21 protein-coding genes are annotated in these 22,462 nt (G+C 69.8%); 12 read left to right on the plus strand and 9 right to left on the minus strand.

What is annotated here, in order from left to right:
* Nucleotides 1-642, plus strand: a complete 642-nt coding sequence (locus tag C8E96_RS10575) for a hypothetical protein (RefSeq protein ID WP_091379595.1) — start codon at nt 1-3, stop codon at nt 640-642.
* Here C8E96_RS10575 and C8E96_RS10580 read toward each other — a convergent pair.
* The 3 genes from C8E96_RS10580 to C8E96_RS10590 form a co-directional block, all read right to left on the minus strand.
* The gene (locus C8E96_RS10580; protein WP_091379592.1) at nt 639-1,685 is read right to left on the minus strand and encodes a DUF2332 domain-containing protein; all 1,047 of its coding nucleotides are present in this window, start codon (nt 1,683-1,685) and stop codon (nt 639-641) included. The two genes, C8E96_RS10575 and C8E96_RS10580, sit on opposite strands and share 4 nt — an antisense overlap.
* On the minus strand, nt 1,685-2,284 hold the full coding sequence (locus C8E96_RS10585; RefSeq protein WP_228770072.1) for a LysE family translocator: 600 nt from the start codon (nt 2,282-2,284) through the stop codon (nt 1,685-1,687). Before C8E96_RS10585 ends, C8E96_RS10580 begins: the two co-directional genes overlap by 1 nt.
* Before the next feature lie 136 nt (nt 2,285-2,420).
* Nucleotides 2,421-2,996: a peptide deformylase gene (locus tag C8E96_RS10590; protein ID WP_091379588.1), complete on the minus strand. Its 576-nt coding sequence runs from the start codon at nt 2,994-2,996 to the stop codon at nt 2,421-2,423.
* Between the two features lie 151 nt (nt 2,997-3,147).
* On the opposite strand from C8E96_RS10590, the gene C8E96_RS10595 reads away from it, so the two are divergent.
* From C8E96_RS10595 to C8E96_RS10605, 3 genes are all read left to right on the plus strand, one after another.
* Nucleotides 3,148-3,462: a DUF3263 domain-containing protein gene (locus tag C8E96_RS10595; protein ID WP_091379585.1), complete on the plus strand. Its 315-nt coding sequence runs from the start codon at nt 3,148-3,150 to the stop codon at nt 3,460-3,462.
* Complete coding sequence (locus C8E96_RS10600; protein ID WP_091379582.1) at nt 3,459-4,085, plus strand: LytR C-terminal domain-containing protein; 627 nt, start codon at nt 3,459-3,461, stop codon at nt 4,083-4,085. Before C8E96_RS10595 ends, C8E96_RS10600 begins: the two co-directional genes overlap by 4 nt.
* Nucleotides 4,086-4,358: 273 nt before the next feature.
* Nucleotides 4,359-4,736 carry an SSI family serine proteinase inhibitor gene (locus C8E96_RS10605; RefSeq protein WP_166657944.1) on the plus strand — a complete coding sequence of 126 codons (378 nt, stop codon included), beginning with the start codon at nt 4,359-4,361 and terminating at the stop codon, nt 4,734-4,736.
* A gap of 38 nt (nt 4,737-4,774) precedes the next feature.
* Here C8E96_RS10605 and C8E96_RS10610 read toward each other — a convergent pair whose 3' ends face one another.
* The 4 genes from C8E96_RS10610 to moeA form a co-directional block, all read right to left on the minus strand.
* On the minus strand, nt 4,775-6,994 hold the full coding sequence (locus C8E96_RS10610) for an AAA family ATPase (protein WP_091379575.1): 2,220 nt from the start codon (nt 6,992-6,994) through the stop codon (nt 4,775-4,777).
* A 40-nt stretch (nt 6,995-7,034) separates the two neighbouring features.
* On the minus strand, nt 7,035-8,015 hold the full coding sequence (gene pssA / locus C8E96_RS10615; RefSeq protein ID WP_091379571.1) for a CDP-diacylglycerol--serine O-phosphatidyltransferase: 981 nt from the start codon (nt 8,013-8,015) through the stop codon (nt 7,035-7,037).
* Between the two features lie 3 nt (nt 8,016-8,018).
* A complete protein-coding gene (locus C8E96_RS10620; protein ID WP_091379568.1) occupies nt 8,019-8,735 on the minus strand; it encodes a phosphatidylserine decarboxylase in 717 nt (238 codons plus the stop codon).
* A gap of 1,258 nt (nt 8,736-9,993) precedes the next feature.
* Nucleotides 9,994-11,190, minus strand: a complete 1,197-nt coding sequence (gene moeA / locus C8E96_RS10625; RefSeq protein ID WP_091379379.1) for a molybdopterin molybdotransferase MoeA — start codon at nt 11,188-11,190, stop codon at nt 9,994-9,996.
* A gap of 89 nt (nt 11,191-11,279) precedes the next feature.
* Between moeA and C8E96_RS10630 the strand changes: the two genes are divergently transcribed.
* The 3 genes from C8E96_RS10630 to groL all read left to right on the plus strand — a co-directional run bounded on the left by C8E96_RS10630 (nt 11,280) and on the right by groL (nt 14,986).
* Nucleotides 11,280-11,909, plus strand: coding sequence for an AIM24 family protein (locus C8E96_RS10630; RefSeq protein ID WP_091379375.1), 630 nt, complete (start codon nt 11,280-11,282; stop codon nt 11,907-11,909).
* Between the two features lie 55 nt (nt 11,910-11,964).
* Nucleotides 11,965-13,194 carry a serine/threonine-protein kinase gene (locus tag C8E96_RS10635; RefSeq protein ID WP_091379371.1) on the plus strand — a complete coding sequence of 410 codons (1,230 nt, stop codon included), beginning with the start codon at nt 11,965-11,967 and terminating at the stop codon, nt 13,192-13,194.
* Nucleotides 13,195-13,363: 169 nt separating this feature from the next.
* Nucleotides 13,364-14,986: a chaperonin GroEL gene (groL, locus tag C8E96_RS10640; RefSeq protein ID WP_091379368.1), complete on the plus strand. Its 1,623-nt coding sequence runs from the start codon at nt 13,364-13,366 to the stop codon at nt 14,984-14,986.
* 374 nt (nt 14,987-15,360) lie between these two features.
* Here the strand turns inward: groL and C8E96_RS10645 are convergent, their stop codons facing one another.
* Nucleotides 15,361-16,305: an o-succinylbenzoate synthase gene (locus C8E96_RS10645; RefSeq protein WP_267463824.1), complete on the minus strand. Its 945-nt coding sequence runs from the start codon at nt 16,303-16,305 to the stop codon at nt 15,361-15,363.
* Nucleotides 16,306-16,337: 32 nt separating this feature from the next.
* Between C8E96_RS10645 and ligD the strand changes: the two genes are divergently transcribed.
* The 3 genes from ligD (at nt 16,338) to C8E96_RS10660 (ending at nt 18,952) form a co-directional block, all read left to right on the plus strand.
* A complete protein-coding gene (ligD, locus tag C8E96_RS10650) occupies nt 16,338-17,288 on the plus strand; it encodes a non-homologous end-joining DNA ligase (RefSeq protein WP_091379366.1) in 951 nt (316 codons plus the stop codon).
* The gene (locus C8E96_RS10655) at nt 17,281-17,811 is read left to right on the plus strand and encodes an NADAR family protein (protein ID WP_091379363.1); all 531 of its coding nucleotides are present in this window, start codon (nt 17,281-17,283) and stop codon (nt 17,809-17,811) included. The genes ligD and C8E96_RS10655 overlap by 8 nt, the downstream gene beginning before the upstream one ends.
* A 316-nt stretch (nt 17,812-18,127) precedes the next feature.
* On the plus strand, nt 18,128-18,952 hold the full coding sequence (locus C8E96_RS10660; protein ID WP_091379360.1) for a serine hydrolase domain-containing protein: 825 nt from the start codon (nt 18,128-18,130) through the stop codon (nt 18,950-18,952).
* Here C8E96_RS10660 and C8E96_RS10665 read toward each other — a convergent pair.
* Nucleotides 18,923-20,584, minus strand: coding sequence for a DNA repair helicase XPB (locus C8E96_RS10665; RefSeq protein ID WP_091379358.1), 1,662 nt, complete (start codon nt 20,582-20,584; stop codon nt 18,923-18,925). The genes C8E96_RS10660 and C8E96_RS10665 overlap by 30 nt on opposite strands.
* 119 nt (nt 20,585-20,703) lie before the next feature.
* Between C8E96_RS10665 and C8E96_RS10670 the strand changes: the two genes are divergently transcribed.
* Together C8E96_RS10670 and C8E96_RS10675 are read left to right on the plus strand one after the other, a co-directional pair.
* Nucleotides 20,704-21,237 (plus strand): LppU/SCO3897 family protein, encoded by a 534-nt coding sequence (locus tag C8E96_RS10670; protein ID WP_091379355.1) that lies wholly within the window; start codon nt 20,704-20,706, stop codon nt 21,235-21,237.
* A 325-nt stretch (nt 21,238-21,562) separates the two neighbouring features.
* A complete protein-coding gene (locus C8E96_RS10675) occupies nt 21,563-22,456 on the plus strand; it encodes an LppU/SCO3897 family protein (protein WP_133794340.1) in 894 nt (297 codons plus the stop codon).
* The last annotated feature ends 6 nt before the right edge of the window (nt 22,457-22,462 follow it).

Raw genomic sequence — 22,462 nt, forward strand, 5'->3', positions numbered from 1 at the left:
ATGCCGCAGCCGTACCCGCCGGGAGCCCGGCGCCTCGGACGACCTGACTCGGCCGTTCCCTGCGCCTCGTGCGGCGAACTGCTGGGCCGCGGTTACCTGGCGTGCGCGACCTGCACGGAGCGTGTGGACGCCTACTGGAAAGCGGACTGGGCCGCGCTGCTCGACACCGAGGGCGTCGTCGCGGGCGACCCCGAGGAGCGGGACCTGGTGGCCCGCGTCTTCGGCGCCGAACCGGGCGCCTTCCCGTGGACCTGCACCGACTGGGCGCTGCGGCTCACCGTCTGCCCGACCTGCCGGGCCGAACTGGGCACCGGCGACAGCGGCTGCCTGGCCTGCGCGGGCGCCGACCAGGCCCGGTGGGCGTGGGACTACGCCGCGATGCCCACGGCGATGACGTACAACGAGCACTCCCTGCGCGTCACCGTCGCCGGTCTGCGCGCCGCCCACCGCAGGCGGGACAGCCAGGTGTCCTACTGGCGGTTGTCGCTGCCGTTCCTGCTCACCGGCGAGCCGATCAGCAAGGTCCAGGCCCAGCGGGTGCGCACCTTCTTGTTGGCAGGCCGCGAGGACGAACTGACCTCGGCCGCCTCGTACGCCGAGATGGCCGCCCTGCCCGACCTGCCATGGCGAGCCTTGGCCTAGGGGTCGGCCAGCCACGCCAGCAGGTTGCCCCTCGACCAGCAGCGGCCGATGGCCTCGGCGCGCAGGGTCGAATGGTCGAACACCGCCAGGCCGATGATGCTGTGGCCGGAGGCGCGGCGATCGCCGAAGGTCGGTATCGCGGGCGCGACGCCGACTCCTTCCGCGGACACCCAGGCCACCGGCCGGTTTGTCGCCGCTTCGTCGAGGCGGTGCAGGAAGCGCAGGCGGCTCTCCAGTGGGAACTTCGACAACGCCCACGTCGTGATCACCACAGGCAGGGCGTCCGCGGGCACCTGGGCGATGGCGTCGGGCAGCACCTCGACGGCGTCGCCTCGCAGCAGCAGCGGAGGGGCCGACGCCGCCAACGCGATCTCCGCTTCGAGCCTCGCGGCCCGCTCCCGCTGATCCGGCCACACACAGGCGCGCAGCCACCGGGCTTCATCGGTGTCGGTCACGTCGACCGGATCGACGTCGACACCGACGCGCGCTACGACCTCGGGCATCGCCCGCGTCGGGAGGGGCCGGTCTCCCACGATGGAAGCCGACAGCCGGACGGGCGAGGACGGGTCGCCCAGGGACTGGCCGTTGCCGTAGGTGAGGCCGACGCGGTCGACGTTGAGGTTGAGGCCCGCCGAGCAGCCCACGTCGATCAGGCCCACCGCATTCGCGCCCGCTCGGCGCGCCGCCTCGGCGATGGCCGGGTACAGCACGGCGCAGCGTCCGGTCTCGTCGGTGCGCGGCTGTCTGCGGGCGGCGATGGCGACGACCGAGTCGGTCATGCCGAGCAGCGTGTCGATCGCAGCGGCGGCTTCCCCTGCGGCGTAGGCCGCGGCGAGCGCGGGTGCGCGTCCGGCGAGGGCGAGATCGTGCAGCGCGGCGAGGATCACCGTGGGGTGCCGCTTGCGCGCGGGCGCCGCCTCGATGGCGCGCAGCGCCGCGTCGGACTCACTGATGGCGACGGCGACACGTTCATACAGCGTGTCGGCGGCGTCGACCTCGCCGAAGTGCCGGTACACCTCGGCGAGCGTGCGGGCCTTGCCCACTAGGCCTCCAGCGCCAGTCGGATACCGAGCGCGATCAGCACGGCGCCGGAGAACCGCTCCAGCCGCGTCCGCACCTCGGCGCGCCGCAGCCACCCCATCACGCGGGTGAGCATGGCGATCACCAGCAGGTACCAGACGGTGTCGATCACCACCCACAGCCCGGCGAGCGCGAGCAGCACCCAGCTCGGCGCGTCGGGCGTGACGAACTGGGGCAGGAACGAGATGGCGAACACGGCGAGCTTCGGGTTCGCCAGGTTGACCAGCAGGCCCGCGCGGAAGCCGGAGCCGCCAGTCACCTCGGTCTCGGTGTGCTCGTGCCTGCCGAACAACGCCTTGATGCCGAACCAGACCAGCACGCCGACGCCGACGATCCGCAGCCCTTGGTAGGCGATCTCGGAAGCCACCAGCAGCACCGACAACCCGAGCCCGGCCGCGACGGCCCACACGGCGACGCCGACCTCCATACCCGCCATGGTCGCCAGCGCGCCGCGGCGGCCGCCGCGGATCGCCTGTCGCAGCAGCATCGCGGTGCCGACCCCGGGCACCATGGCGAGCAGGAACGAGGCGATCAGAAAGGCGAGAAAGCCGGACCAGGTCACCCCCGCATCGTGCGACACCGACGGCCCTGATCGCCACCGGTTATCCACAGCCCGCCACACCGTTCGCCTGCCACCCGACTGTCGAACTCGGTTGCCGGGCGGGGCGACTCATTCGCCGGGAGGGGCGACTCGCGGGTCAGTCGTCGGCGAAGGGGTCTTCGGTGGTGGACGGGTCCCAGGACAGGCCGGGGACGCCCCACTTGTTCGCCTTCACCATCCGCTTGGCCTCGCGCTGGTTTCGGCCGACGAGGCGGTTCAGGTAGAGGAAGCCGTCGAGGTGGTCGGTCTCGTGCTGCAGGCAGCGCGCGAAGAAGCCGGTGCCCTCGACCTCGATGGGCGAGCCGTCGACGTCCTGGCCGGTGACCTTCGCCCACGTGGCGCGGCCGGTGGGGAAGGACTCGCCGGGGACCGACAGGCAGCCCTCGTAGTCGTCGTCCGGGTCGGGCATGCCGTCGGGGATCTCCGACGTCGTCAGCACGGGGTTGACCACCGTGCCGCGGTGCCGCACGCCCTCGTCGTCCGGGCAGTCGTAGACGAACACGCGCTGGGCGACGCCGATCTGATTGGCGGCCAGGCCTACGCCGTTCGCCGCCTCCATCGTCTCGAACATGTCGGCGACCAGAGTCTTGAGTTCGTCGTCGAACCGGTCGATCGGCGTGGTCGGAGCGTGCAGGACGGGGTCGCCGACGATCCGGATCGGGTGAACTGTCATACGGGCAGGGTAGTTATTGCGCGTTGACGGACGCGCCGAGGACATGACGATCACATCGGGTGGTGACGTGGTGTAATGGCGCCTGAGGATCACACCTGTGTGATTCCGGTGCGGGAGCACGGATTCGCCAGACCGTGAGGCGAGGAGCCAGATGAACGCCGCTGAGGCATCGGCCTTTTCGGACCCGCGACCCACGCGGGCGAAAGCGTCCAGCGGGCTCAGTGAGCGAGATCACACGATCTTGGCTTTCGAGCGACAGTGGTGGAAGTGCGCGGGCTCCAAGGAGCAGGCGATCCGCGAGCTGTTCGAGATGTCGAGCACCAGGTACTACCAGGTTCTCAACGAACTGATCGAAAAGACCGAAGCCTTGGCCGTCGACCCGATGCTGGTGAAGCGACTGCGCCGGATGCGGTCGACCAGGCACAGCGCGCGGTCCGTGCGGAGGCTGGGATTGGAATCGCGATGACCACAGACCCGTCCGCAGCGCGTCCGGGCAAGATCGCCGGTCTCGTCCTGATCGGTGTCGCCGCCGTGTCCACCGTTCTCGGTGTCGTCACACTCCTCGGCGGCAACGGCGACAGCGAGGCAGGCCAACAGCCGCAGAGTTCGGCGCCCGCCGCGTCGCAACCCTCCGTCGCGCCGCCGTCGACCTCCGGCTCGTCCCCGGGCTCGTCCTCCGCCGCGCCGACGACCACGACGACCACTCCACCCGTCTCGACGACGGCCGCGCCCACGAGCACCGCGCCGGGGCCGGGCCAAGGGCCGGGTCAGCCGGGTACGCCGTCCACAAAGGACCAACCGGTTCGGATCTACAACAACAGCACGATCGCCGACCTGGCCTCCCGCGCGCAAAACGATCTCAAGGGCCACGGCTGGAACGTCGTCGAGACCGGGAACTACTCGCAGGGGATCATCCCGACGACGACGGTGTACTTCGTTCCCGGCACGGCAGAGGAAGCCGCCGCGCGGGCGCTGGCCGCGGAGTTCGGCATTCGCGCCGAGCCACGTTTCGAGGGCATCAAGGATTCGCGTCCTGGTCTTATCCTGATCGTCACCAAAGATTATCGTGGCGCGGCGGGCAAGGAATAACTTCCTTTGACCGAAAACCGCTTCCGGCAAAGGAAGCGGTGGGCGTGACGGTCTGTCGCGCCCCGGCCTGCGGGACGTTCACCAGCGCCAAGGTTCTTTAACCCGGCCGCTTGCGCCATTCGGTGGGCAGCCATCGGGCGACAATTGTGCGGCCCGTCACGGGCGAAAGGAAGAATCGCGCCCGGGTTGCGACGATTTTTCATCGGCCTACTCTCGAATTCGTTCGGTCATCGATCATGACCGCGATACCACGAGAGGGTTGACTGACCTATGTTGCGCAAGGTCCTTATCGTCGCTTTCGCCGCCGCGACCGCGGTGGCGACGGCCCAGCCTGCTTCGGCGACGCCCACGAGCGCGTCGCTCGTCCTCACCTACCAGCACGAGGGCGACCCCATGCGGGTCGGGACGCTGCGTTGCGGCCCGGCAGGCGGACACCACCGCAGCCCGGAGACCGCCTGCGCGCAGCTCGCCGCGGTGACGGGCGACTTCAGCGCGCTGCTTGTGCACCAAGACCGCGCGTGCCCGCTGTACGTCGACCCGGTGCGCGTGACCGCGACCGGGACCTGGGACGGCCGCCGCGTCTCCTACGACGAGACGTTCGGCAACGCGTGCCAGCTCTACGTCGAGACCGGCGCTGTCTTCGACATCTGACCGAACCCGGACCGGCGGGGCGAACCCCCGCCGGTCCGTCAGGCCTTGCGGGACTCGGCGTAGGCCTCGAGAGTCGCGAGTTGCGCCGGGTCCAGCGAGGGGCGCACCTTCTCCCGCGCCTGCTCCAGATGTGCCGCGGTCACCTCAGCCGCGTCCAGGCTCTCGCGCATCGCCGTGAGGGCCGCCTCCCGCAGGACGGCGGCGCAGTCGGCCGCCGAGTAGCCCTCCAGCTGCTTGGCGAACTCGACCAGGTCGACATCCGGCGCCAGCGGGATGTTGCGGGCGGTCGCCTTCAGGATGGCCGCGCGGGCCTCGGCGTCCGGCGGCGGCACGTAGATCAGCCGCTCCAGCCTGCCGGGGCGCAGCAGCGCGGGATCGACCAGCTCAGGGCGGTTCGTCGCGCCGACGACCACCACGTCGCGCAGCGGCTCCACGCCGTCGAGCTCAGTCAGCAGGGCCGCGACGACCCGGTCGGACACGCCCGAGTCCGACGACTGCCCGCGACGCGGCGCCAAGGCATCGATCTCGTCGAGGAAGATCAGCGCGGGCGCGGCCTCGGCGGCGCGGCGGAACAGCTCGCGGACGGCGCGTTCGGACTCGCCGACCCACTTGTCCATCAGCTCCGCGCCCTTGACCGACAGCACGTTGAGCTGCCCGCTTCCCGCCAGCGCGCGGACGAGGAACGTCTTGCCGCCACCGGGCGGCCCATAGAGCAGCACGCCGCGTGGCGGGGCGACACCCAGGCGGGCGAAGGAATCCGGGTAGCGCAGCGGCCACAGCACCGCCTCGGTGAGGGCCTGCTTGGTCTCCACCATGTCGCCGACATCTTCGAGCGCCACGTTGCCGGTGCGCAGGGTGTCCGAAGTGGACATCGAGGTCGGGCGGACGGTGTCCAGTGCGCCGAGGATGTCAGCGGACTCGATGCGCGGTTCCTCGGCGTCCTTGTGTCGCAGCGCTGCGCGGATGGCGGCCTCGCGGCGCAGGGCGATCAGGTCGGCGGCGACGAAGCCGGGGGTGCGCTCGGCGATCGCCGCGTAGTCCACATCGGACACGACCGGGACGTCGCGGAACAGCATGCGCAGCAGCTCGGTGCGGGTCTTGCCGTCGGGCAGCGTCAGCCGCAGCTCGCGGTCGATCAGCTCGACACCGCGGACCCGGGGGTCGATGGCCTCGGGGTGGGCGGTTGTCGCGACCAGGGCGACCCGGGGGATGGCGATGGCGGCGCGCAGCGAGTCCAGCACCACGGTCGCGACCGGCGGTGGGGTGGTGGCGGGCAGGAGGACGTCGATATCGGTGATCAGCAGGACGCTGGGCTTGCCCGCGTCGGAGTGTGCGCGGATCTCCGCGATCGCGCTGTCCACCAGGGCCGCGGTCGACTTCGCCTCCAGGACGGCGGCGGTGGGCCCCGACAGCTCGACGACGGCGGCGTCGACCGAGTGCGCGACCGAGCGGACGACGGTCGACTTCCCGACCCCTTCTGGGCCGGTGACCAGCGCGCCGAGCCGCGGGGCTGCGCCGAGTTTCGCCAGCAGCTCCGGGCGGGTGAACGCCAACTCGAACCACTCCGCGAGCGCGCGGGCGGCGTCCTGGGCACCTACCAAGTCCGCGATAGGCGTTGGGGGTTCCGCCGGGACAGGCGGGGCCGGTCGGACGGGGGCGGTGGCGACCGGGGCGGGGGCGCGCTCGCCCGTGCGCGGGCCGTCGCGCCAGCCGACCACAGTGGACGGATGCACGGTGACCGCGCCGGGCGGCTCGGTCGCGGTGATCGTGAGCAGCTCGTTGGTCCACGTCATGCCGATGGCCCGCGACAGCTTGCCGCGCACCGCCGAGACGTCCGTGCCGGGCGGCGGGGACAGGTCCTGCGGCAGCAGCGACACCGCGTCGCCCGCCGTGAGGACCTTGCCGACCAGCGCCAACCGGACGGTCTCCGGGGTCAGCGAGGTTGTGGCCAGGCGCGAACCCGCCACGGTCACCGAGCGCGCGGGGGCGACGTCGACCTTCGCGACGACGACCTCGGCGCCCTCGGTGACACCGAGGTTGGACATGGTCACGTCGTCGAGGAGGATCACCCCGGTCGGCCCCGCCGGGTCACCTTCGGCGGCCAGCGCGGAACTGACGCGCGCGCCGGTGAGCTGGACGGCGTCCCAGTGCCGCACGCCGAGGGCGTCGAGCACTTCCCGGTGCAGCCGCACCACCCCGCGCCGGGTGTCCAGGGCGGACGGGGACAGTCGGGCGGTCAGCGTGATCTGTGATCCCACGCCGCGAGCCTATTGCCTCCTGCTCTCGCGGCGCAGGACGTCAGCGGGACTGCTCGCGCCGCAGACCCGTGCGCCGCCAGCTGCGCCTGCGGACCGGGCCCGCCACGCTCGGCTCGGGCGCCGGTGGCGCAGCCGCCTGCTGCCCGCCGTTGCGGCTGGGGAGTCGGACCGCGCGCTTGGCCGCGCCGGCGACCCGGTGCAGCGGCGGCGGCCGCAGCCCGATCCGGCGCTGCGTGCCGTGCTCGCGCTTGATCGCCCGACGTTCCTTCGACGGCACATCCCACGCCTCGGGGTGGTTGGCCAGCCAGTGCTTGCGCCGCACCGCGAACGGGATGTGGGCCAGGTAGAGGATCAGGGCGATGGCCAGCGCGATCATCGGGTACGTGATCACCGCGGCGGCGAGCAGACCCACACCCACCAGCATCGGCGCCACCGCGCGCGGGGAGACCTTGACCGACTTCACCGACAGCGTCGGGATGCGGCTGATCAGCAGCACGGCGACGGCCACGGTCCACAGCGCGATGAACGGCTTGGACTGCCACCACACGTCCCGGACGCCGTACTCGATGGTCAGCATCATCGGCAGCAGCGCGAGCAGACCGCCCGCGGGCGCCGGGACGCCGACGAAGAACTCCTTGGCGTACGGCGGCTGCTCGGTGTCGTCGAGGAGTGTGTTGAACCGGGCCAGGCGCAGGATCATGCAGACCGCGAAGATCAGGGCGATGCCCCAGCCCAGGCGGTTGTCCGGGAATTTCCAGACGTAGATCACCAGGGCGGGCGCGACCCCGAACGAGATGGCGTCGGCCAGCGAGTCCAGCTCGGCGCCCATCTTGCTGGTCGCGTCGAGCAGTCGGGCGATGCGACCGTCGAGGCTGTCCAGAATGGCCGCGACACCGATGGCCGCGATCACCGCGGCCCACTGGCCGCGCATGGCGAAGTGCACGGCCGAAAGGCCGGCACACATCGCCAGGACGGTTATCGCGTTGGGCAGCAGGCGCACTCCGGGAGACGCAGGCGCCATCGGTCAGCGCTCCGCGGCGGGCAGCTCGGCCAACACGGTCTCGCCGCCGATGGTGCGCTGCCCGGCCTCGACGAGCACCCGGCTGCCCGTGGGCACGTAGAGGTCCACGCGGGAGCCGAAGCGGATGAGGCCGTACGTCGTGCCGGCGTTGACCTTGTCACCGTCGGCCACCTGGCAGATGATCCGCCGCGCGACCAGACCGGCGATCTGCACGACGGCCAGGTCGTGACCGTCGACGGTGTGGATGTGCAGGCTGTTGCGCTCGTTGACCTCGCTGGCGGCGTCCAGGTCGGCGGAGAGGAACTCGCCGTCCTTGTGGATCGCCCGGACGACCTGGCCGGTCGCGGGGGAGCGCTGGACGTGCACGTCGAACACCGAGAGGAACACGCTGATCCGCAGCATCGGGTCGTCGCCCAGCTCGAGCTCGGCGGGCGGGACGGCCTCGATGACGTGGGAGACGGTGCCGTCGGCGGGCGCCACCGCGATCCCCGGCCGCTGCGGCGTGACCCGCTTCGGCTCACGGAAGAACCACGCCAGCCAAGCGGTGAACACACCACTGAGCACACCGACCCGACGCGAACGACGCCGAATCAGCAGCGTCGCCACAAGAGCGCCGAAGACAAACGGCCGACCGCCCGGGTGGACCGGCGGGATGATGCTTTTGGTCAGCTCGACCGCGTGCTTGAGGGCATCGGACGGGGGCTGCGACGGGGCGGACATCAGGTGGCTGGTTCCTCGCGACTCGGCCGGATTTGCCCACACGCTACGCCAAGAGTCGTATCGACCGAGATCTGACCGGCCCTGAAACACAGGGCACCCGACCGGCGCCGTGCACCCCCCGACGGCGCACGGCACCGATCGGATGCCCCGTTGCGGAGCGATTCCATTCTACGCGCCCACTCCTGGCCAATCAATCCGACCGGTGAGCACGCGGTTACTTGCTGTTGCGATCTTACCGAAGCCTCTGGCGGCAGACCCATGCGGTCCCCGCGATCACGGACCGGCCTCGGGGTCATTCGCGGCACGTCCGACGGTGCCGATCACCCCACGGCCCATCCCACCGGGCGACTCAACCTTGCCGACCCGGCTCGCACCCCACGGCGCCCCCCGTCACCCGCGACCGAAACGCGCGAACCAATGGAGCACAAACCAGCCCGCCCACCGGACCTCAGGGCCAAAGAACACCGCGAACACCACAACTCGCCTGCATCCCACCAACCCAGGCCGAGCCGCCCAGCCCAACTGCACCGCGCACACAACCGCTCGGCCTGCATCCACCAACCCAGCCCGAGCCGCACAGCCAAACCAAACCGCCCACAGTCCCACTCCAACGGGGTTGCCTTTGCGGTCTTTGGCTTTTAATCCCTGCTCTACCCCCTGCCCCCTCGTCCTGGCCATCTTTAACTCTCGATCATCGGTGTCAAGGGTCGCGCAGCGATCGCGCAGCGACGGCCGTTTACGGCCGCCCTTGACGCCGATGATCGAGAGTTAAACAATTGTGGCCGAGGGAGACTGATTTCCCTTGGGAGCCAACAAGAACTCGGGGATCAACGTGGTGGGCCCCTCTGGCTCGATTGTTTAATTCTCGATCATCGCTGTCAAGGGCGGCCGTAAACGGCCGTCGCTGCGCGATCGCTGCGCGACCCTTGACACCGATGATCGAGAATTAAAAGCGGCCAGGACGAGGGGCAAGGGGGAAGTGCAGGGGCGAAGAGCCGTCCCCGAAGGCAACCACGTCCGGAGCTATGGGGGAGGCGTGTCCCTGAGGGTGACCACGTTCGGAGGTGCAAGGGCAAGGGCATTCCCGAAGGAGGCCACGTTCGGAGGTGCAAGGACAAGAGCATCCCTGGAAGTGACCCATGTTCGAGGTGAGGGATAAGGGCGTCCCTTAAGGCTTGCGAGTCCTGGGTGGGGCTGTGGGTGGCGCAGTTGGGCTCTGCGGTCCGGTTGGGTGGCGTGGTGGTGTCTGTGGGTCGGATTAATCGAGCAAGATCAGGTCTACCTTGTCGCCCGCTTTGACCTGTTCGATACCCACCGGGATTTCGATCAAACAGTTCGATGCGGCGAAAGCGGACAGTAGGTGTGACCCCGGGCCGCCGACCGGCATTACCTCCACCATTCCGTCATCGTGCCGCGCCCGCCGGTATTGGGTCTTTGTGCCGGGTGACGACATGTCCACCGTCGCCCTTGCCTGTGCGCGGGGGCGGTCTACGACGCGGTGTCCTAGAGCTCCGAGCAATGCCGGGCGGACGAACAGTTCGAACGACAGGGCTGCGCTCACCGGGTTGCCCGGCAGGGTCAGTACCGGGAGTCCCAGGAAGGTGCCGAAGCCCTGGGGACCGCCCGGCTGCATCGCGACGCGCACGAATTCGACGCCGTGGCCGGTCAGGGCGTCCTTGACCACCTCGTATGCGCCGGCGCTCACGCCGCCTGAGGTGATCAGCAGGTCCGCCCCCGGCGCGTGTTCGGCGACTACCGCGCGGAATTTGTCGACGTCATCCGGGACGAAACGTAGGACCGTCGCGTTGCCGCCGATCTCGCGGACCGCGGCAGCGATCAGGACGCTGTTGGACTCGTAGATGTGGCCGGGTGGCAGGGGCTCGCCTGCCGCGACCAGTTCCGAGCCGGTCGAGAGCACGATGACGCGTGGGGGCCTTCTGACCGGGAGGGTGCCGAGACCGACCGCGGCAGCCAAGCCCAACTGCGGGGGGCCGATGACGGTGCCCGCGTGGAGGACCGTGACGCCTTCCACCACGTCCTCGCCGGTTCGCCGCAGGTGCTTGCCCGCGGGAACAGCGGAAGTGATGTGCACGGTCTCGGTCCCGGCGTCGGTCAGTTCGACCTGGACGACCGCGTCCGCGCCCGGGGGCAACGGTGCGCCGGTCATGATCCGGTGGGCCGTGCCCGGCTCCAGTGGCTGGACGTCGGTGCGGCCCGCCGGGATGTCGTCGGCCACCGGCAGCGTGACCGGTGCGGACGCTATGTCCTCAGCGCGGACCGCGTAGCCGTCCATGGCGGAGTTGTCGAAGGGGGGCAGCGACACCCCGGCCACGACGTCCTCGGCCAGGACCAAGCCCAGGCAGTCGGCGAGCGGGAGTTCCACGACGGGCAGCGGCGGCAGGAGTGCGGCGACTTCGTCGCGGTACTCCCCGGCCGTGTAGGTGCGTTTCGCCACGCGGCCATCCTTCCCTAAACCGCCGTGCCAGACTGCCGGGACTGGAGCGGCCGCGTCGGGGTGTGTCGCACTGGGTGGAAGAGGGAACGGTGCAGGTTCGTACACGGCATACCCCCGCTTTCGGGGTGGCACGCCTCATGTTGGCGCCAGGCGAAGCGGTTCAGGCCGACTACTCGGCGCTGCTGGCCACCAGTTTCGGTGTGCTCGTCGATCAGCGTCGTGGGGGCGGCCGGTCCAAGGGCAGACCCACGGTCTTCACCGCGCCCGCCGAGGGTGGCTGGGTCGACGTCGCCCCCGCCCTGCCCGGTGAGGTCTACGCGCTCGACCTGGACGGGACCGCGGGCTGGTGCGTCGCCCGCGGCGTCGGGCTCGCCGTCGCGAGCACCCTGCGGGTCGATCCGAGCTGGCCCAACTTCCACACCCTCTTCGGCGCCGAGCACGGCTTCCTCGAACACGTCAGCGGCGTCGGCACCATGGTCCTCGCCGTCTGCGGCGCCCTCGACGTGGCGACCCTGGAACCCGGCGAGGCGATCACGGTCGACCCGGCGAGCGTGCTGGCCTACAGCGACGGCACCCAGTGCAGGCTGCGCGCGGTCAGCCAGTCCGGCCCGCAGTCGGTGCGCACCGGCGAGGGATTGATGCTCGATATCGCCGGTCCGGGCAGGCTCCTCACCCAGACCAGGACCCCCCGGGCGATGGCGGGCTGGCTCGCCCGCTGAATCGATCTCACGGAACCGGACGCGGCCGTCACAACGCCCACGTTAGGCTCCACGCGTGTCGGAGGACCTTACTGGGCGTCGCCTGGGGCATTACCGCATCGACGGAGTGCTCGGCAAGGGCGGAATGAGCGTGATGTACCGCGCCACCGACGTCAGACTCGGGCGCAAGGTCGCGCTGAAGGTCATCGCCGAACACCTCACCGAGGACCCGGAGTTCCGTGAGCGGTTCGTCGACGAGGCGCGCAACACCTCGGCCATCGACCACTCCAACGTCGTGCCGCTCTACGACTTCGGTGAGGTCGACGGGCTGCTCTACATCGCGATGCGGCTCGTCGAGGGCGCCGACATGGCGAGCCTGGTCAAGGACGGCCCGATGGCGCCGCAGCGGGCGATCAGCCTGCTCAGCCAGGTCGCCGAAGCCCTCGACAACCTGCACGAACGCGGCCTGGTGCACCTCGACGTCAAGCCGGCCAACGTGCTGGTCACCTCGCGTGAGTCGGCCACCGAGCACGTCTACGTCGCCGACTTCGGCCTGACCCGGCGCGGCGCCACCGGCCACCGCACCCGCGGCGGCGACTTCCTCGGCTCGCCGACCTACGCCGCCCCCGAGCACCTGCGCGGTGAGCCGGTCGACGGCCGCACCGACGCGTACTCGCTGGCCTGTGTCCTGTTCGCCTGCCTCAGCGGCCGCCCGCCCTTCCAGGGGCAGGTGTCCGAGGTCATCCAGGGCCACCTCAACCGCGAGGCCCCGCGGCTGACCGAGTTCGCCCCCGGCCTGCCGCCGGCGATCGACGACGTCGTGCGACGCGGCATGTCCAAGCAGCCCGGCCAGCGCTACGCCAGCTGCCGTGAGCTGATCGCCGCCGCCCGCCAGGCGCTGTCCGCACCGGCCAGGCCCGCTCCCCAGCAGCAGCAGCGGCCCGTGCAGCAGCAGACGTTCCAGCAGTTCCCGACGCCGCCACGACAACCGCAGCAGAGCTCCCACGCCGAGCCGGTGCGGCTGCGCCCGCCCGTCCCGGCCGGCGCCGCGGCCTTCGGCAAGGAGCGCGGCGGCAACCGCTGGATCGCTCCGGTGCTGGTCGGGCTGGTCGCGATCGGTCTGATCATCGGCGCGATCGTGGTCCTCTCGCCGAAGGAGTCCGGCCCCGGTGGTGGCGGGACGTCCACGACCGGTCCCTCGATCCCGGTCGGACCGGGTGAGTCCGGTTCGCCGTCGGGCAGCTCCAAGCCCACGACGCGCAAGACGCTGCCGTCCATCTCGCTTGTGGCGCCGCCCTCCAACTGAGGGTCGTTTCTTGCACTCGAGGCCTGAGAGTGCTAAAACCGAGTTAGCACTCGGCCTCTCCGAGTGCCAAAGGTCGGGACGGTGAGGCCGGCGTTATCGCCGGGCGTCCGTCGCGGGCACCGAGCCTGGCCACGCTTCGTGTTTCCACCCAACGGAGGACCACACCGCAATGGCCAAGTTGATCGCGTTTGACGAGGACGCGCGTCGCGGTCTCGAGCGCGGACTGAACATCCTCGCCGACGCCGTCAAGGTGACGCTCGGCCCCAGGGGTCGCAACGTCGTGCTCGAGAAGAAGTGGGGCGCGCCGACCATCACCAACGATGGCGTCTCCATCGCCAAGGAAATCGAGCTCGAGGACCCCTGGGAGAAGATCGGGGCCGAGCTCGTCAAGGAAGTTGCCAAGAAGACCGACGACGTCGCGGGTGACGGCACCACCACCGCCACCGTGCTGGCCCAGGCCCTGGTTCGCGAAGGCCTGCGCAACGTCGCGGCCGGTGCGGACCCGCTGTCCCTGAAGAGGGGCATCGAGCAGGCCGTCGAGGCTGTCATCGAGCAGCTGCACAAGAACGCCAAGGAGGTCGAGACCAAGGAGCAGATCGCCGCGACGGCGAGCATCTCCGCGGGCGACACCACCATCGGCGAGCTGATCGCCGAGGCGCTCGACAAGGTCGGCAAGGAAGGCGTCATCACCGTCGAGGAGAGCAACGCGCTCGGTATGGAGCTTGAGCTCACCGAGGGTATGCGCTTCGACAAGGGCTACATCTCCGGTTACTTCGTGACCGACCCCGAGCGTCAGGAAGCGGTCCTCGAGGACCCGTACATCCTGCTGTTCGGCGGCAAGATCTCCTCGGTCAAGGACCTGCTCCCGCTGCTGGAGAAGGTCATGCAGGGCGGCAAGCCGCTGCTGATCATCTCCGAGGACGTCGAGGGCGAGGCCCTGGCCACGCTGGTCGTCAACAAGATCCGCGGCACCTTCAAGTCCGTCGCCGTCAAGGCGCCGGGCTTCGGCGACCGCCGCAAGGCGATCCTGCAGGACATCGCGATCCTGACCGGCGGCCAGGTCATCTCCGAGGACGTGGGCCTCAAGCTGGAGAACGCCGACATCTCGCTGCTGGGCAAGGCCCGCAAGGTCGTCGTCACCAAGGACGAGACCACCGTCGTCGAGGGTGCGGGTGACGCCGAGCAGATCCAGGGCCGCGTCAACCAGATCCGCGCCGAGATCGAGAAGTCGGACTCGGACTACGACCGCGAGAAGCTCCAGGAGCGTCTGGCCAAGCTCGCGGGTGGTGTCGCGGTCATCAAGGCCGGTGCCGCCACCGAGGTCGAGCTCAAGGAGCGCAAGCACCGCATCGAAGACGCGGTCCGCAACGCCAAGGCCGCCGTGGAAGAGGGCATCGTCCCCGGTGGTGGCGTCGCGCTGCTGCAGGCGGCCGAGGCTGCTTTCGCGGGCCTGAAGCTCGAGGGCGACGAGGCCACTGGCGCCAACATCGTCCGCGTGGCCGTCGAGGCGCCGCTCAAGCAGATCGCGATCAACGCCGGTCTCGAGGGTGGCGTCGTGGTGGAGAAGGTCAAGGGCCTCCCGCAGGGCCACGGCCTCAACGCCGCGACCGGTGTCTACGAGGACCTGCTCGCCGCCGGCGTGCCGGACCCGACCAAGGTCACCCGCTCGGCGCTGCAGAACGCCGCGTCGATCGCCGCGCTGTTCCTCACGACCGAGTGTGTCGTGGCGGACAAGCCGGAGAAGGCCGGAGCCGCCCCCCAGGGCGACCCGACCGGTGGCATGGACTTCTGAGTCCAGTCCAACCTGTTCCACGAGCGAAGGCCCGGTCCACTGGACCGGGCCTTCGCCCGTCTTTCGCGAGTCACCCCTCCCAGCAAGCGAGTCGCCCCTCCCAGCAAGTGAGTTCAACCCCCAGGCAAGCGAGTTCAACACCCAGGCGAGTGAGTGCGCGATTCAGGCAAGTGAGGTCAACGCTCCAGCGAGCGAGTGCGACATTCGGGTGGCGCCGACACCCCAGGATTCATCGCCGAGGGCCGGCATCGCCTGGCCGACCGTCGAACTCGCTTGCCGGAGCGTTGACCCCACTTGCCTGAATCGCGCACTCACTCGCCTGAGTGTTGAACTCGCTTGCCTGGGTGTTGAACTCGCTTGCTGGGAGGGGCGACTCACTTGCTGGAGTGGGCGACTCGCGCGAGGCGGGCGTGCCAGCGGGTCTCGATCTCGTCGGTGACGTGCGGCGTGGCGTCGGGGGTCGGTGGGCTGGTGGGGACGGTCAGGTAGCCGTCGACCGGGCGCAGCGGGTGGGTCGTGACGTCCGCGGTGAGCAGGGACAGGGTGGCCAGGCCGCAGGCGTGGTCCAGCTCCGGCAGCGCGGCCGCCAAGGCGATGCCCGCAGCGAGGCCGACGCTGGTCTCCAGGGCCGATGACACCACGCAGGGCAGGCCGCACGCCTCCGCCACCGCGAGCGCGCGCCGGACGCCGCCGAGCGGGGCGACCTTGAGGACCGCGATGTCCGCGGCCCCCGCCACCGCGACCCGCAGCGGGTCTTCCGCGCGGCGGATGGATTCGTCGGCGGCGATTCGGACGTCGACCCGTTTGCGGACCGCGGCCAGTTCCTCGATCGTCCTCGACGGCTGCTCGACGTACTCCAGCCCGCCCGCCGCCTTGTCCAGGTCGCGGATCGCCCTGACCGCCGTGTCGACGTCCCACGCGCCGTTCGCGTCGACCCGTATCAGGCCGCCCGGGCCCAGCGCGTCGCGGACGGCGGCGAGGCGGTCGCAGTCGTCCGACAGCGACGAGCCGGGGTCGGCGACCTTGACCTTGGCGGTCCGGCAGCCCGACCCGGCGACGATCTCCGCGGCGCGCTCGGGGGAGACGACCGGGACCGTGCAGTTCACCGGGATCCGGTCACGGACCGGGGCGGGCCAGCCCAGGTCGGCGGCTTCCCGGGCGCTGGCGAGCCAGGGTGCGGACTCGGCGTCGTCGTAGTCCCAGAACGGGCAGAACTCGCCCCACCCCGCGGGTCCTCGCAGGAGCATCCCCTCGCGAACCGTGATGCCGCGGAACTTCGTCCGCATCGCGATCGCGTACACCCGCACGTCGTCAGCCACCGGATCATCCTGACACGCGCTAGCTTGCCTTCATGGCAACCAAGTCGCCCGCGGTGGAGCTTGAGGTTGGTCACCGGACCGTGCGGGTCAGCAACCCCGACCGCGTGTACTTCCCGGCCAGGGGCGAGACGAAGCTCGACCTCGTCAACTACTACCTCTCCGTGGGCGACGGCATCGTCCGCGCTCTGCGGGAGCGGCCCTGCATGCTGCACCGCTTTCCGGAGGGCGTCGCGGGGGAGAAGGTCCACCAGAAGCGGGTGCCGCATGGTGCGCCGCCGTGGTTGGAGACCGTGCGCGTGGAGTTCCCGCGCTACCAGCGGCACGCCTACGAGCTGTGCGTCACCGAGGTGGCGCAGGTGATCTGGGCCGTGCAGATGTCCACCGTCGAATTCCACCCGTGGAACTCCCGTCGCGCCGACACCGAGAAGCCCGACGAGTGGCGGATCGACCTCGACCCCGGCCCGGAGTGCGACTACGCCACGGTCCGCCGCGTCGCCCATGTCGCCCACGAGGTCCTCGACGACCTGGGCGCGGTCGGCTGGCCCAAGACCTCAGGCGGCAAGGGCCTGCACATCTACGTGCGGATCGAGCCGAACTGGGGTTTCCAGGACGTCCGCCGGGCGGCCCTGGCGTTCGCCCACGAGGTCGAGCGGCGCGCACCGGACGATGTGACGACGACTTGGTGGCGCAAGGACCGCGACCCCACCCAGCTGTTCGTCGACTACAACCAGAACGCCCGCGACCACACCATCGCCTCGGCCTACTCGGTGCGCGGCGTGCCGGAGGCCAGGGTGTCGGCCCCGATCGCCTGGAATGAGATTGACGACGCACTCCCCGGTGACTTCACTATCGCCACCATGCCCGCCCGGTTCGCCGAACTGGGCGACCTGCACGAGGGCATCGACGACGCCGTCTTCGCCATCGACGAACTGCTGGAGTGGGCCGACCGCGACGGTGTCGACCCGGGGGAGCCTGATGACTGAGTACCTGTTCTTCTGGGGTCACCGACCGCTGCCCGATGGCCGCATCGGCAAGCCCTGCCTGAGCCAGTGGTGGCCCGCGGAGTTCACGGTCGACGGCGAGCGCTACCCGACCGCGGAGCACTTCATGATGGTCGGCAAGGCCCGCCTCTTCGGCGATGAGGAAATCGCCACCAAGATCTTCGCCGCACCCACCCCGGACGCGGCCAAGAGCCTGGGCCGCAAGGTACGCGGCTTCGACGACGAACTCTGGACCAAACACCGCTACGACATCGTCGTGCGCGGCACGGAAGCCAAGTTCAGCCAGAACCCCCCACTGCACGGCTACCTGGTCGGCACCGGGAACGCCGTGCTCGTCGAGGCCAGCCCGGTCGACCCGATCTGGGGCATCGGCCTGGCCGCGGACAGCCCCGACGCCCGCCACCCGGACCGCTGGCGAGGACTCAACCTCCTCGGCAAGGCCCTCATGGAGGTGCGCGACCGCCTGCGTCAAGGTACGCCCAGGACCATGCCCAAGAGCCCCTGAAGGTTCGCCCGACCCCACACCGCGAGTCGCCCCTCCCGGCAAGTGAGTCGCCCCTCCCGGCAAGTGAGTCGCCCCTCCCGGCAAGTGAGTTCAACCTTCACGACCAGCCCTGGCCTCGGAGTCCTCGTCGCCTGCGCCCGGCGCAGCCACTCAATCCGGCGCCGACAGCGCACTCGCTCGCCTGAATGTCGAACTCATTCGCCTGAATGTCGAACTCGCTTGCCGGGAGGGGCGACTCGCTTGCCGGGAGGGGCGACTCGCGGGGTGGGTGACCTGGGCGGGTGGGGGGTGGTTTGGGGCTCGTAGGGTGGTGCCCATGCGGAGTCTGGGTTTGGTCGAGCAGTGGCCGGTCGACAACGTGGCCGTGGCCGTCATCGGGGCTGACGGGCGTGTGCTGGGGACCCACGGGGATCAGGACAGGGTCTTCCGGCTGGCGTCCGTGACCAAACTGCTCACTGCCTACGGAGTGCTTGTCGCCATTGAGGAAGGGGCGGTCGAGTGGGATCAGCCCGCCGGGCCTGAAGGGGCGACAGTTCGCCACCTGATCGCCCACACCTCTGGTCTCGCCTTCGACTCCCCGACCATCCAAGCACCGCCCGGGCAGCGGCGGATCTACTCCAATGCCGGGTTTGGGGTGCTGGCCGAGTTCATCCACGAATCGACCGGCATCCCGTTCGCCGACTATCTCGCCGAAGGGGTGTTCGCGCCGCTGGGGATGGCGGCGTCGGTGCTCGTCGGGTCGGCGGGGGCTGGGGCCGAGTCGACCTGTGGTGACCTTGCCCGGTTCGCCGTCGAGTTGCAGTCCCCGACGTTGGTGTCCAAAGAGTTGATGGCGGAGGCGTCCACAGTCGCGTTTCCCGGCCTCAACGGGGTGCTTCCCGGGTATGGCAACCAGAAGCCCAATGACTGGGGGCTTGGGTTCGAGATCCGCGACGGCAAGAGTCCACATTGGACCGGCACCCAGAGCTCGCCGCGGACGTTCGGCCACTTTGGACAGTCCGGGACGTTCCTGTGGGTCGATCCCGAAGCCCAGGCGGCCTGTGTCGCGTTGGCCGACCGGGACTTCGGGCCGTGGGCGATCGAGGCGTGGACGCCCTTCACCGACGCCGTGCTAGCTGATCTCCGGGATGGGCGGGCCTAGCAAGTCGTCAGCGTCGCAGATTCGGTAGGCGTAACCCTGTTCCGCCAGGAAGCGCTGCCGGTGCGCCGCGTACTCGGTGTCGAGGGTGTCTCGGGCGACCACCGAGTAGAAGTGCGCCTGTCGGCCGTCTCCCTTGGGGCGCAACAGCCTTCCGAGACGCTGGGCTTCCTCCTGGCGTGAGCCGAAGGTGCCGGACACCTGAACCGCCACCGACGCCTCCGGCAGGTCGATGGAGAAGTTGGCGACCTTCGACACCACCAGGGTCGGCAGCTCACCCTTGCGGAAAGCGTCGAACAGCGCCTCCCGCTCCTTGTTCTTCGTCGAGCCCTGGATGATCGGGGCGTTGAGGGCCTCGCCGAGTTCCTCCAGCTGGTCGAGATAGGCGCCGATCACGAGGGTGGGCTCGCCCGGGTGTCGGTCCAAAATGGACTGGACGACGGGCAGCTTGGTCTTCGCCGTGGAGCACAGCTTGTAACGGGTCTCGGGTTCGGCCGTGGCGTACTCCAGCCGCTCGTTCTCCGTCAGCGTCACCCTGACCTCGGTGCACTCGGCGGGCGCGATCCAGCCCTGCTCCTCGATGTCACGCCACGGCACGTCGTAGCGCTTCGGGCCGATGAGGGAGAACACGTCGCCCTCGCGGCCGTCCTCCCGCACGAGGGTCGCCGTCAGGCCCAGCCGACGCCGGGACTGCAGGTCGGCGGTCATCCGGAACACCGGCGCGGGCAGCAGGTGGACCTCGTCGTAGACCACCAGACCCCAGTCGCGGGAGTCGAACAGCTCCAGGTGCCGGTACTCGCCGCGGGTCTTGCGGGTGACGACCTGGTAGGTCGCGATGGTGACCGGGCGGATCTCCTTGCGCTCGCCGGAGTACTCGCCGATCTCCTCCTCCGTCAGCGACGTCCGCGCGATCAGCTCCCGCTTCCACTGCCTGCCCGACACCGTGTTCGTCACCAGGATCAGCGTCGTGGCCTGCGCCTGTGCCATCGCGGCCGCCCCGACCAGCGTTTTTCCCGCCCCACACGGCAGCACGACGACACCGGACCCGCCCGCCCAGAATGAGTCGACCGCCATCCGCTGGTAGTCGCGCAGCTCCCAGCCGTCCTGCACCAGCGAAATCGCGTGCGCCTCACCGTCGACGTAGCCCGCGTGGTCCTCGGCGGGCCAGCCGACCTTGAGCAGCAGCTGCTTGAGCCTGCCGCGCTCGCTCGGGTGCACAATCACGGTGTCCTGATCGATGCGCGCCCCCAGCATCGGGGAGATCTTCTTGTTGCGCAGCACCTCTTCGAGGACCGCGCGGTCGATGGACGTCATGACCAGCCCGTGCACGGGGCTGTTCTGCAAGGTCAGCCGCCCGAACCGGCCCATCGTGTCGACGATGTCGATCAGCAGCGGCTGCGGCACCGGGTACCGCGAGTAGGTCTCCAGCGCGTCGACGACCTGTTCGGCGTCGTGGCCCGCGGCGCGGGCGTTCCACAGGGCCAGCGGGGTGACCCGGTAGGTGTGGATGTGCTCCGGCGCGCGCTCCAGTTCGGCGAACGGCGCGATGGCCATTCGGGCGTCCTTCGAGCTGGGGTGGTCGATCTCCAGCAGCAGGGTTTTGTCGGACTGCACGATCAGGGGGCCGTCGGTCACCCCACCAGTGTCGCAAACTCCGACATCAAGGCCACAGTTCGGTAACCGGGCCTGCCCTCGGCGGGTACCTGGCGGCTACCGTCCACGCTGCCCATCCACCGGTCCCAGCAGAGGCGAACATGAGCAACCCCGTTGACCAGGAGCAGTCCCAGGCCGAGCCCAAAAGGCGCAAGAGCCTGCCGATCTGGGTCATCGCCCTGGTCGCCGCCCTCGTCCTGGCCGGTGTGGGCTTCGGCGCCTACCAGGTGTTCTTCGCCGACGATACGGCCGCGCCGGGCGAGTGTGCCTCGGTGAGCGGCACCGACGACGCCGCGAAGCTGACGATCGTCGACTGCGCCGAGAAGTCCGCCACCTTCAAGGTCGCGCTCAAGAAGGACAAGGCCGAGACGAGCTGCCCCGAGGGCGCCTACCGCGAGCTGCGTGACGAGAAGAACCTGATCTGCCTGATGCCGAACTTCGTCGCGGGCACCTGTTATGAGTCCGACGAGGCCAACCAGGCGTTCAAGGTCGGCTCCTGCGAGAGCCCCGAGGCCATCAAGATCACCAAGGTGATCAACGGCACCACCGACCCGTCCGGCTGCCCCAACAGCAACGGCCTGGGCTACCCGGAGCCGAAGACGGTGTTCTGCATCGAGACGCCCGGCGTTTCCTGACTGTCCTGATCAGACGGCCATCCCGGGCGATCCGGGGTGGCCGTCTGCCGTAGTGGCACTCGAGATCGTCGATGGTGGAACCTGGCCCGAGGGTCGCGCGTCCTCTGAAGTGGACAACGGGTTCAACGCCGAACCCAAGATGGTGGTCCTCGGCGAGTCACGGAAGTGGCCTTCCGGGCGACTTGAGGGTGAAGGCCGGAGAACGCGCCTGTCTTTCCCGCGTTTCACCGCCAGGTGTCCGACCCCCGCGTTAGATTGGCCAGCCGCTGGTTCGCCGCCGGCAGGCCCGCCAACCCCCGCTGTTCGAACTCCACGAGGTGCACGAATGTCCAACCCGCAGCAGCCGGGCCCGTTCGGATCGCCCCAGGGCGGCCCGCAGCCGCCGTACAACCAGGGGCCGCCGACGCCTCCCGGGGGCCACCAGCCGCCGCCGTACGGCCAGCAGCCTGGCCAGCAGCCGCCCCCGCCGTATGGCCAACAGCCCGGTCAGCAGCCGCCGCCCTTCGGTCAGCAGCCTGGCCAGCAGCCGCCACCCTTCGGTGAGCAGGCCGGTCAGCAGCAGCCGCCCTTCGGCCAGCAGCCAGGGCAGCAGCCGCCCCCGTTCGGCCAGCAGCCTCAGCAGCCGTACGGCCAGCAGCCGCCGCCGTTCGGGCAGGAGCCGGTGCAGCCGGGATTCGTGCCGCCGCCGTCGGGTCCGAACAAGGGCAAGACCATCAAGCTGGTGGTCATCCTGGTCGCGATCGTGGCGGTCGGCATCGGCGGGTTCTTCGCGTTCAACAAGTCGGCCGCGTCCGCCGACGTCGGCGACTGCATCAAGGTCAAGGACGACAGCGCCACCAACGCCGACGTCGAGAAGATCGACTGCACCAAGCCCGAGGCGGTGTTCAAGGTCGCCAAGAAGCTCGACAGCGCCGCCGCGACCTGCCCGACCGCGGACAACAGCATGTACCTGGAGTACGAGCAGTCGAGCAGGCGTGGCGGCAGCGGCGGGTTCTCGCTGTGCCTGATGCTCAACACGAAGGTCGGCGAGTGCTTCACCGATCTCCGCAAGTCCGCCGAGGCCAGGAAGGTCCCCTGCGGCGACCCGAGCGTCAAGTTCGAGGTGCTCGAGGTCGTCGAGGGCAAGAACGACCCGGACGCCTGCACCGCCAAGGGCGTCGACGACGGCTTCATGTACGCCGAGCCCAAGATGACCATCTGCGGCAAGAGCTCCAGCTGATCTTCC

The organism is Actinokineospora alba (assembly GCF_004362515.1).
Taxonomy (GTDB): domain Bacteria; phylum Actinomycetota; class Actinomycetes; order Mycobacteriales; family Pseudonocardiaceae; genus Actinokineospora; species Actinokineospora alba.

Excerpts from the sequence above, each read along its gene's own strand:
- groL (WP_091379368.1), top strand. The coding sequence starts at position 13,364 with ATGGCCAAGTTGATCGCGTTTGACGAGGACGCGCGTCGCGGTCTCGAG.
- C8E96_RS10590 (WP_091379588.1), bottom strand. The coding sequence starts at position 2,996 with ATGACAGTTCACCCGATCCGGATCGTCGGCGACCCCGTCCTGCACGCT.
- C8E96_RS10600 (WP_091379582.1), top strand. The coding sequence starts at position 3,459 with ATGACCACAGACCCGTCCGCAGCGCGTCCGGGCAAGATCGCCGGTCTC.
- C8E96_RS10655 (WP_091379363.1), top strand. The coding sequence starts at position 17,281 with ATGACTGAGTACCTGTTCTTCTGGGGTCACCGACCGCTGCCCGATGGC.
- C8E96_RS10595 (WP_091379585.1), top strand. The coding sequence starts at position 3,148 with ATGAACGCCGCTGAGGCATCGGCCTTTTCGGACCCGCGACCCACGCGG.
- C8E96_RS10620 (WP_091379568.1), bottom strand. The coding sequence starts at position 8,735 with ATGTCCGCCCCGTCGCAGCCCCCGTCCGATGCCCTCAAGCACGCGGTC.
- ligD (WP_091379366.1), top strand. The coding sequence starts at position 16,338 with ATGGCAACCAAGTCGCCCGCGGTGGAGCTTGAGGTTGGTCACCGGACC.
- C8E96_RS10575 (WP_091379595.1), top strand. The coding sequence starts at position 1 with ATGCCGCAGCCGTACCCGCCGGGAGCCCGGCGCCTCGGACGACCTGAC.
- pssA (WP_091379571.1), bottom strand. The coding sequence starts at position 8,015 with ATGGCGCCTGCGTCTCCCGGAGTGCGCCTGCTGCCCAACGCGATAACC.
- C8E96_RS10670 (WP_091379355.1), top strand. The coding sequence starts at position 20,704 with ATGAGCAACCCCGTTGACCAGGAGCAGTCCCAGGCCGAGCCCAAAAGG.
- C8E96_RS10675 (WP_133794340.1), top strand. The coding sequence starts at position 21,563 with ATGTCCAACCCGCAGCAGCCGGGCCCGTTCGGATCGCCCCAGGGCGGC.
- C8E96_RS10660 (WP_091379360.1), top strand. The coding sequence starts at position 18,128 with ATGCGGAGTCTGGGTTTGGTCGAGCAGTGGCCGGTCGACAACGTGGCC.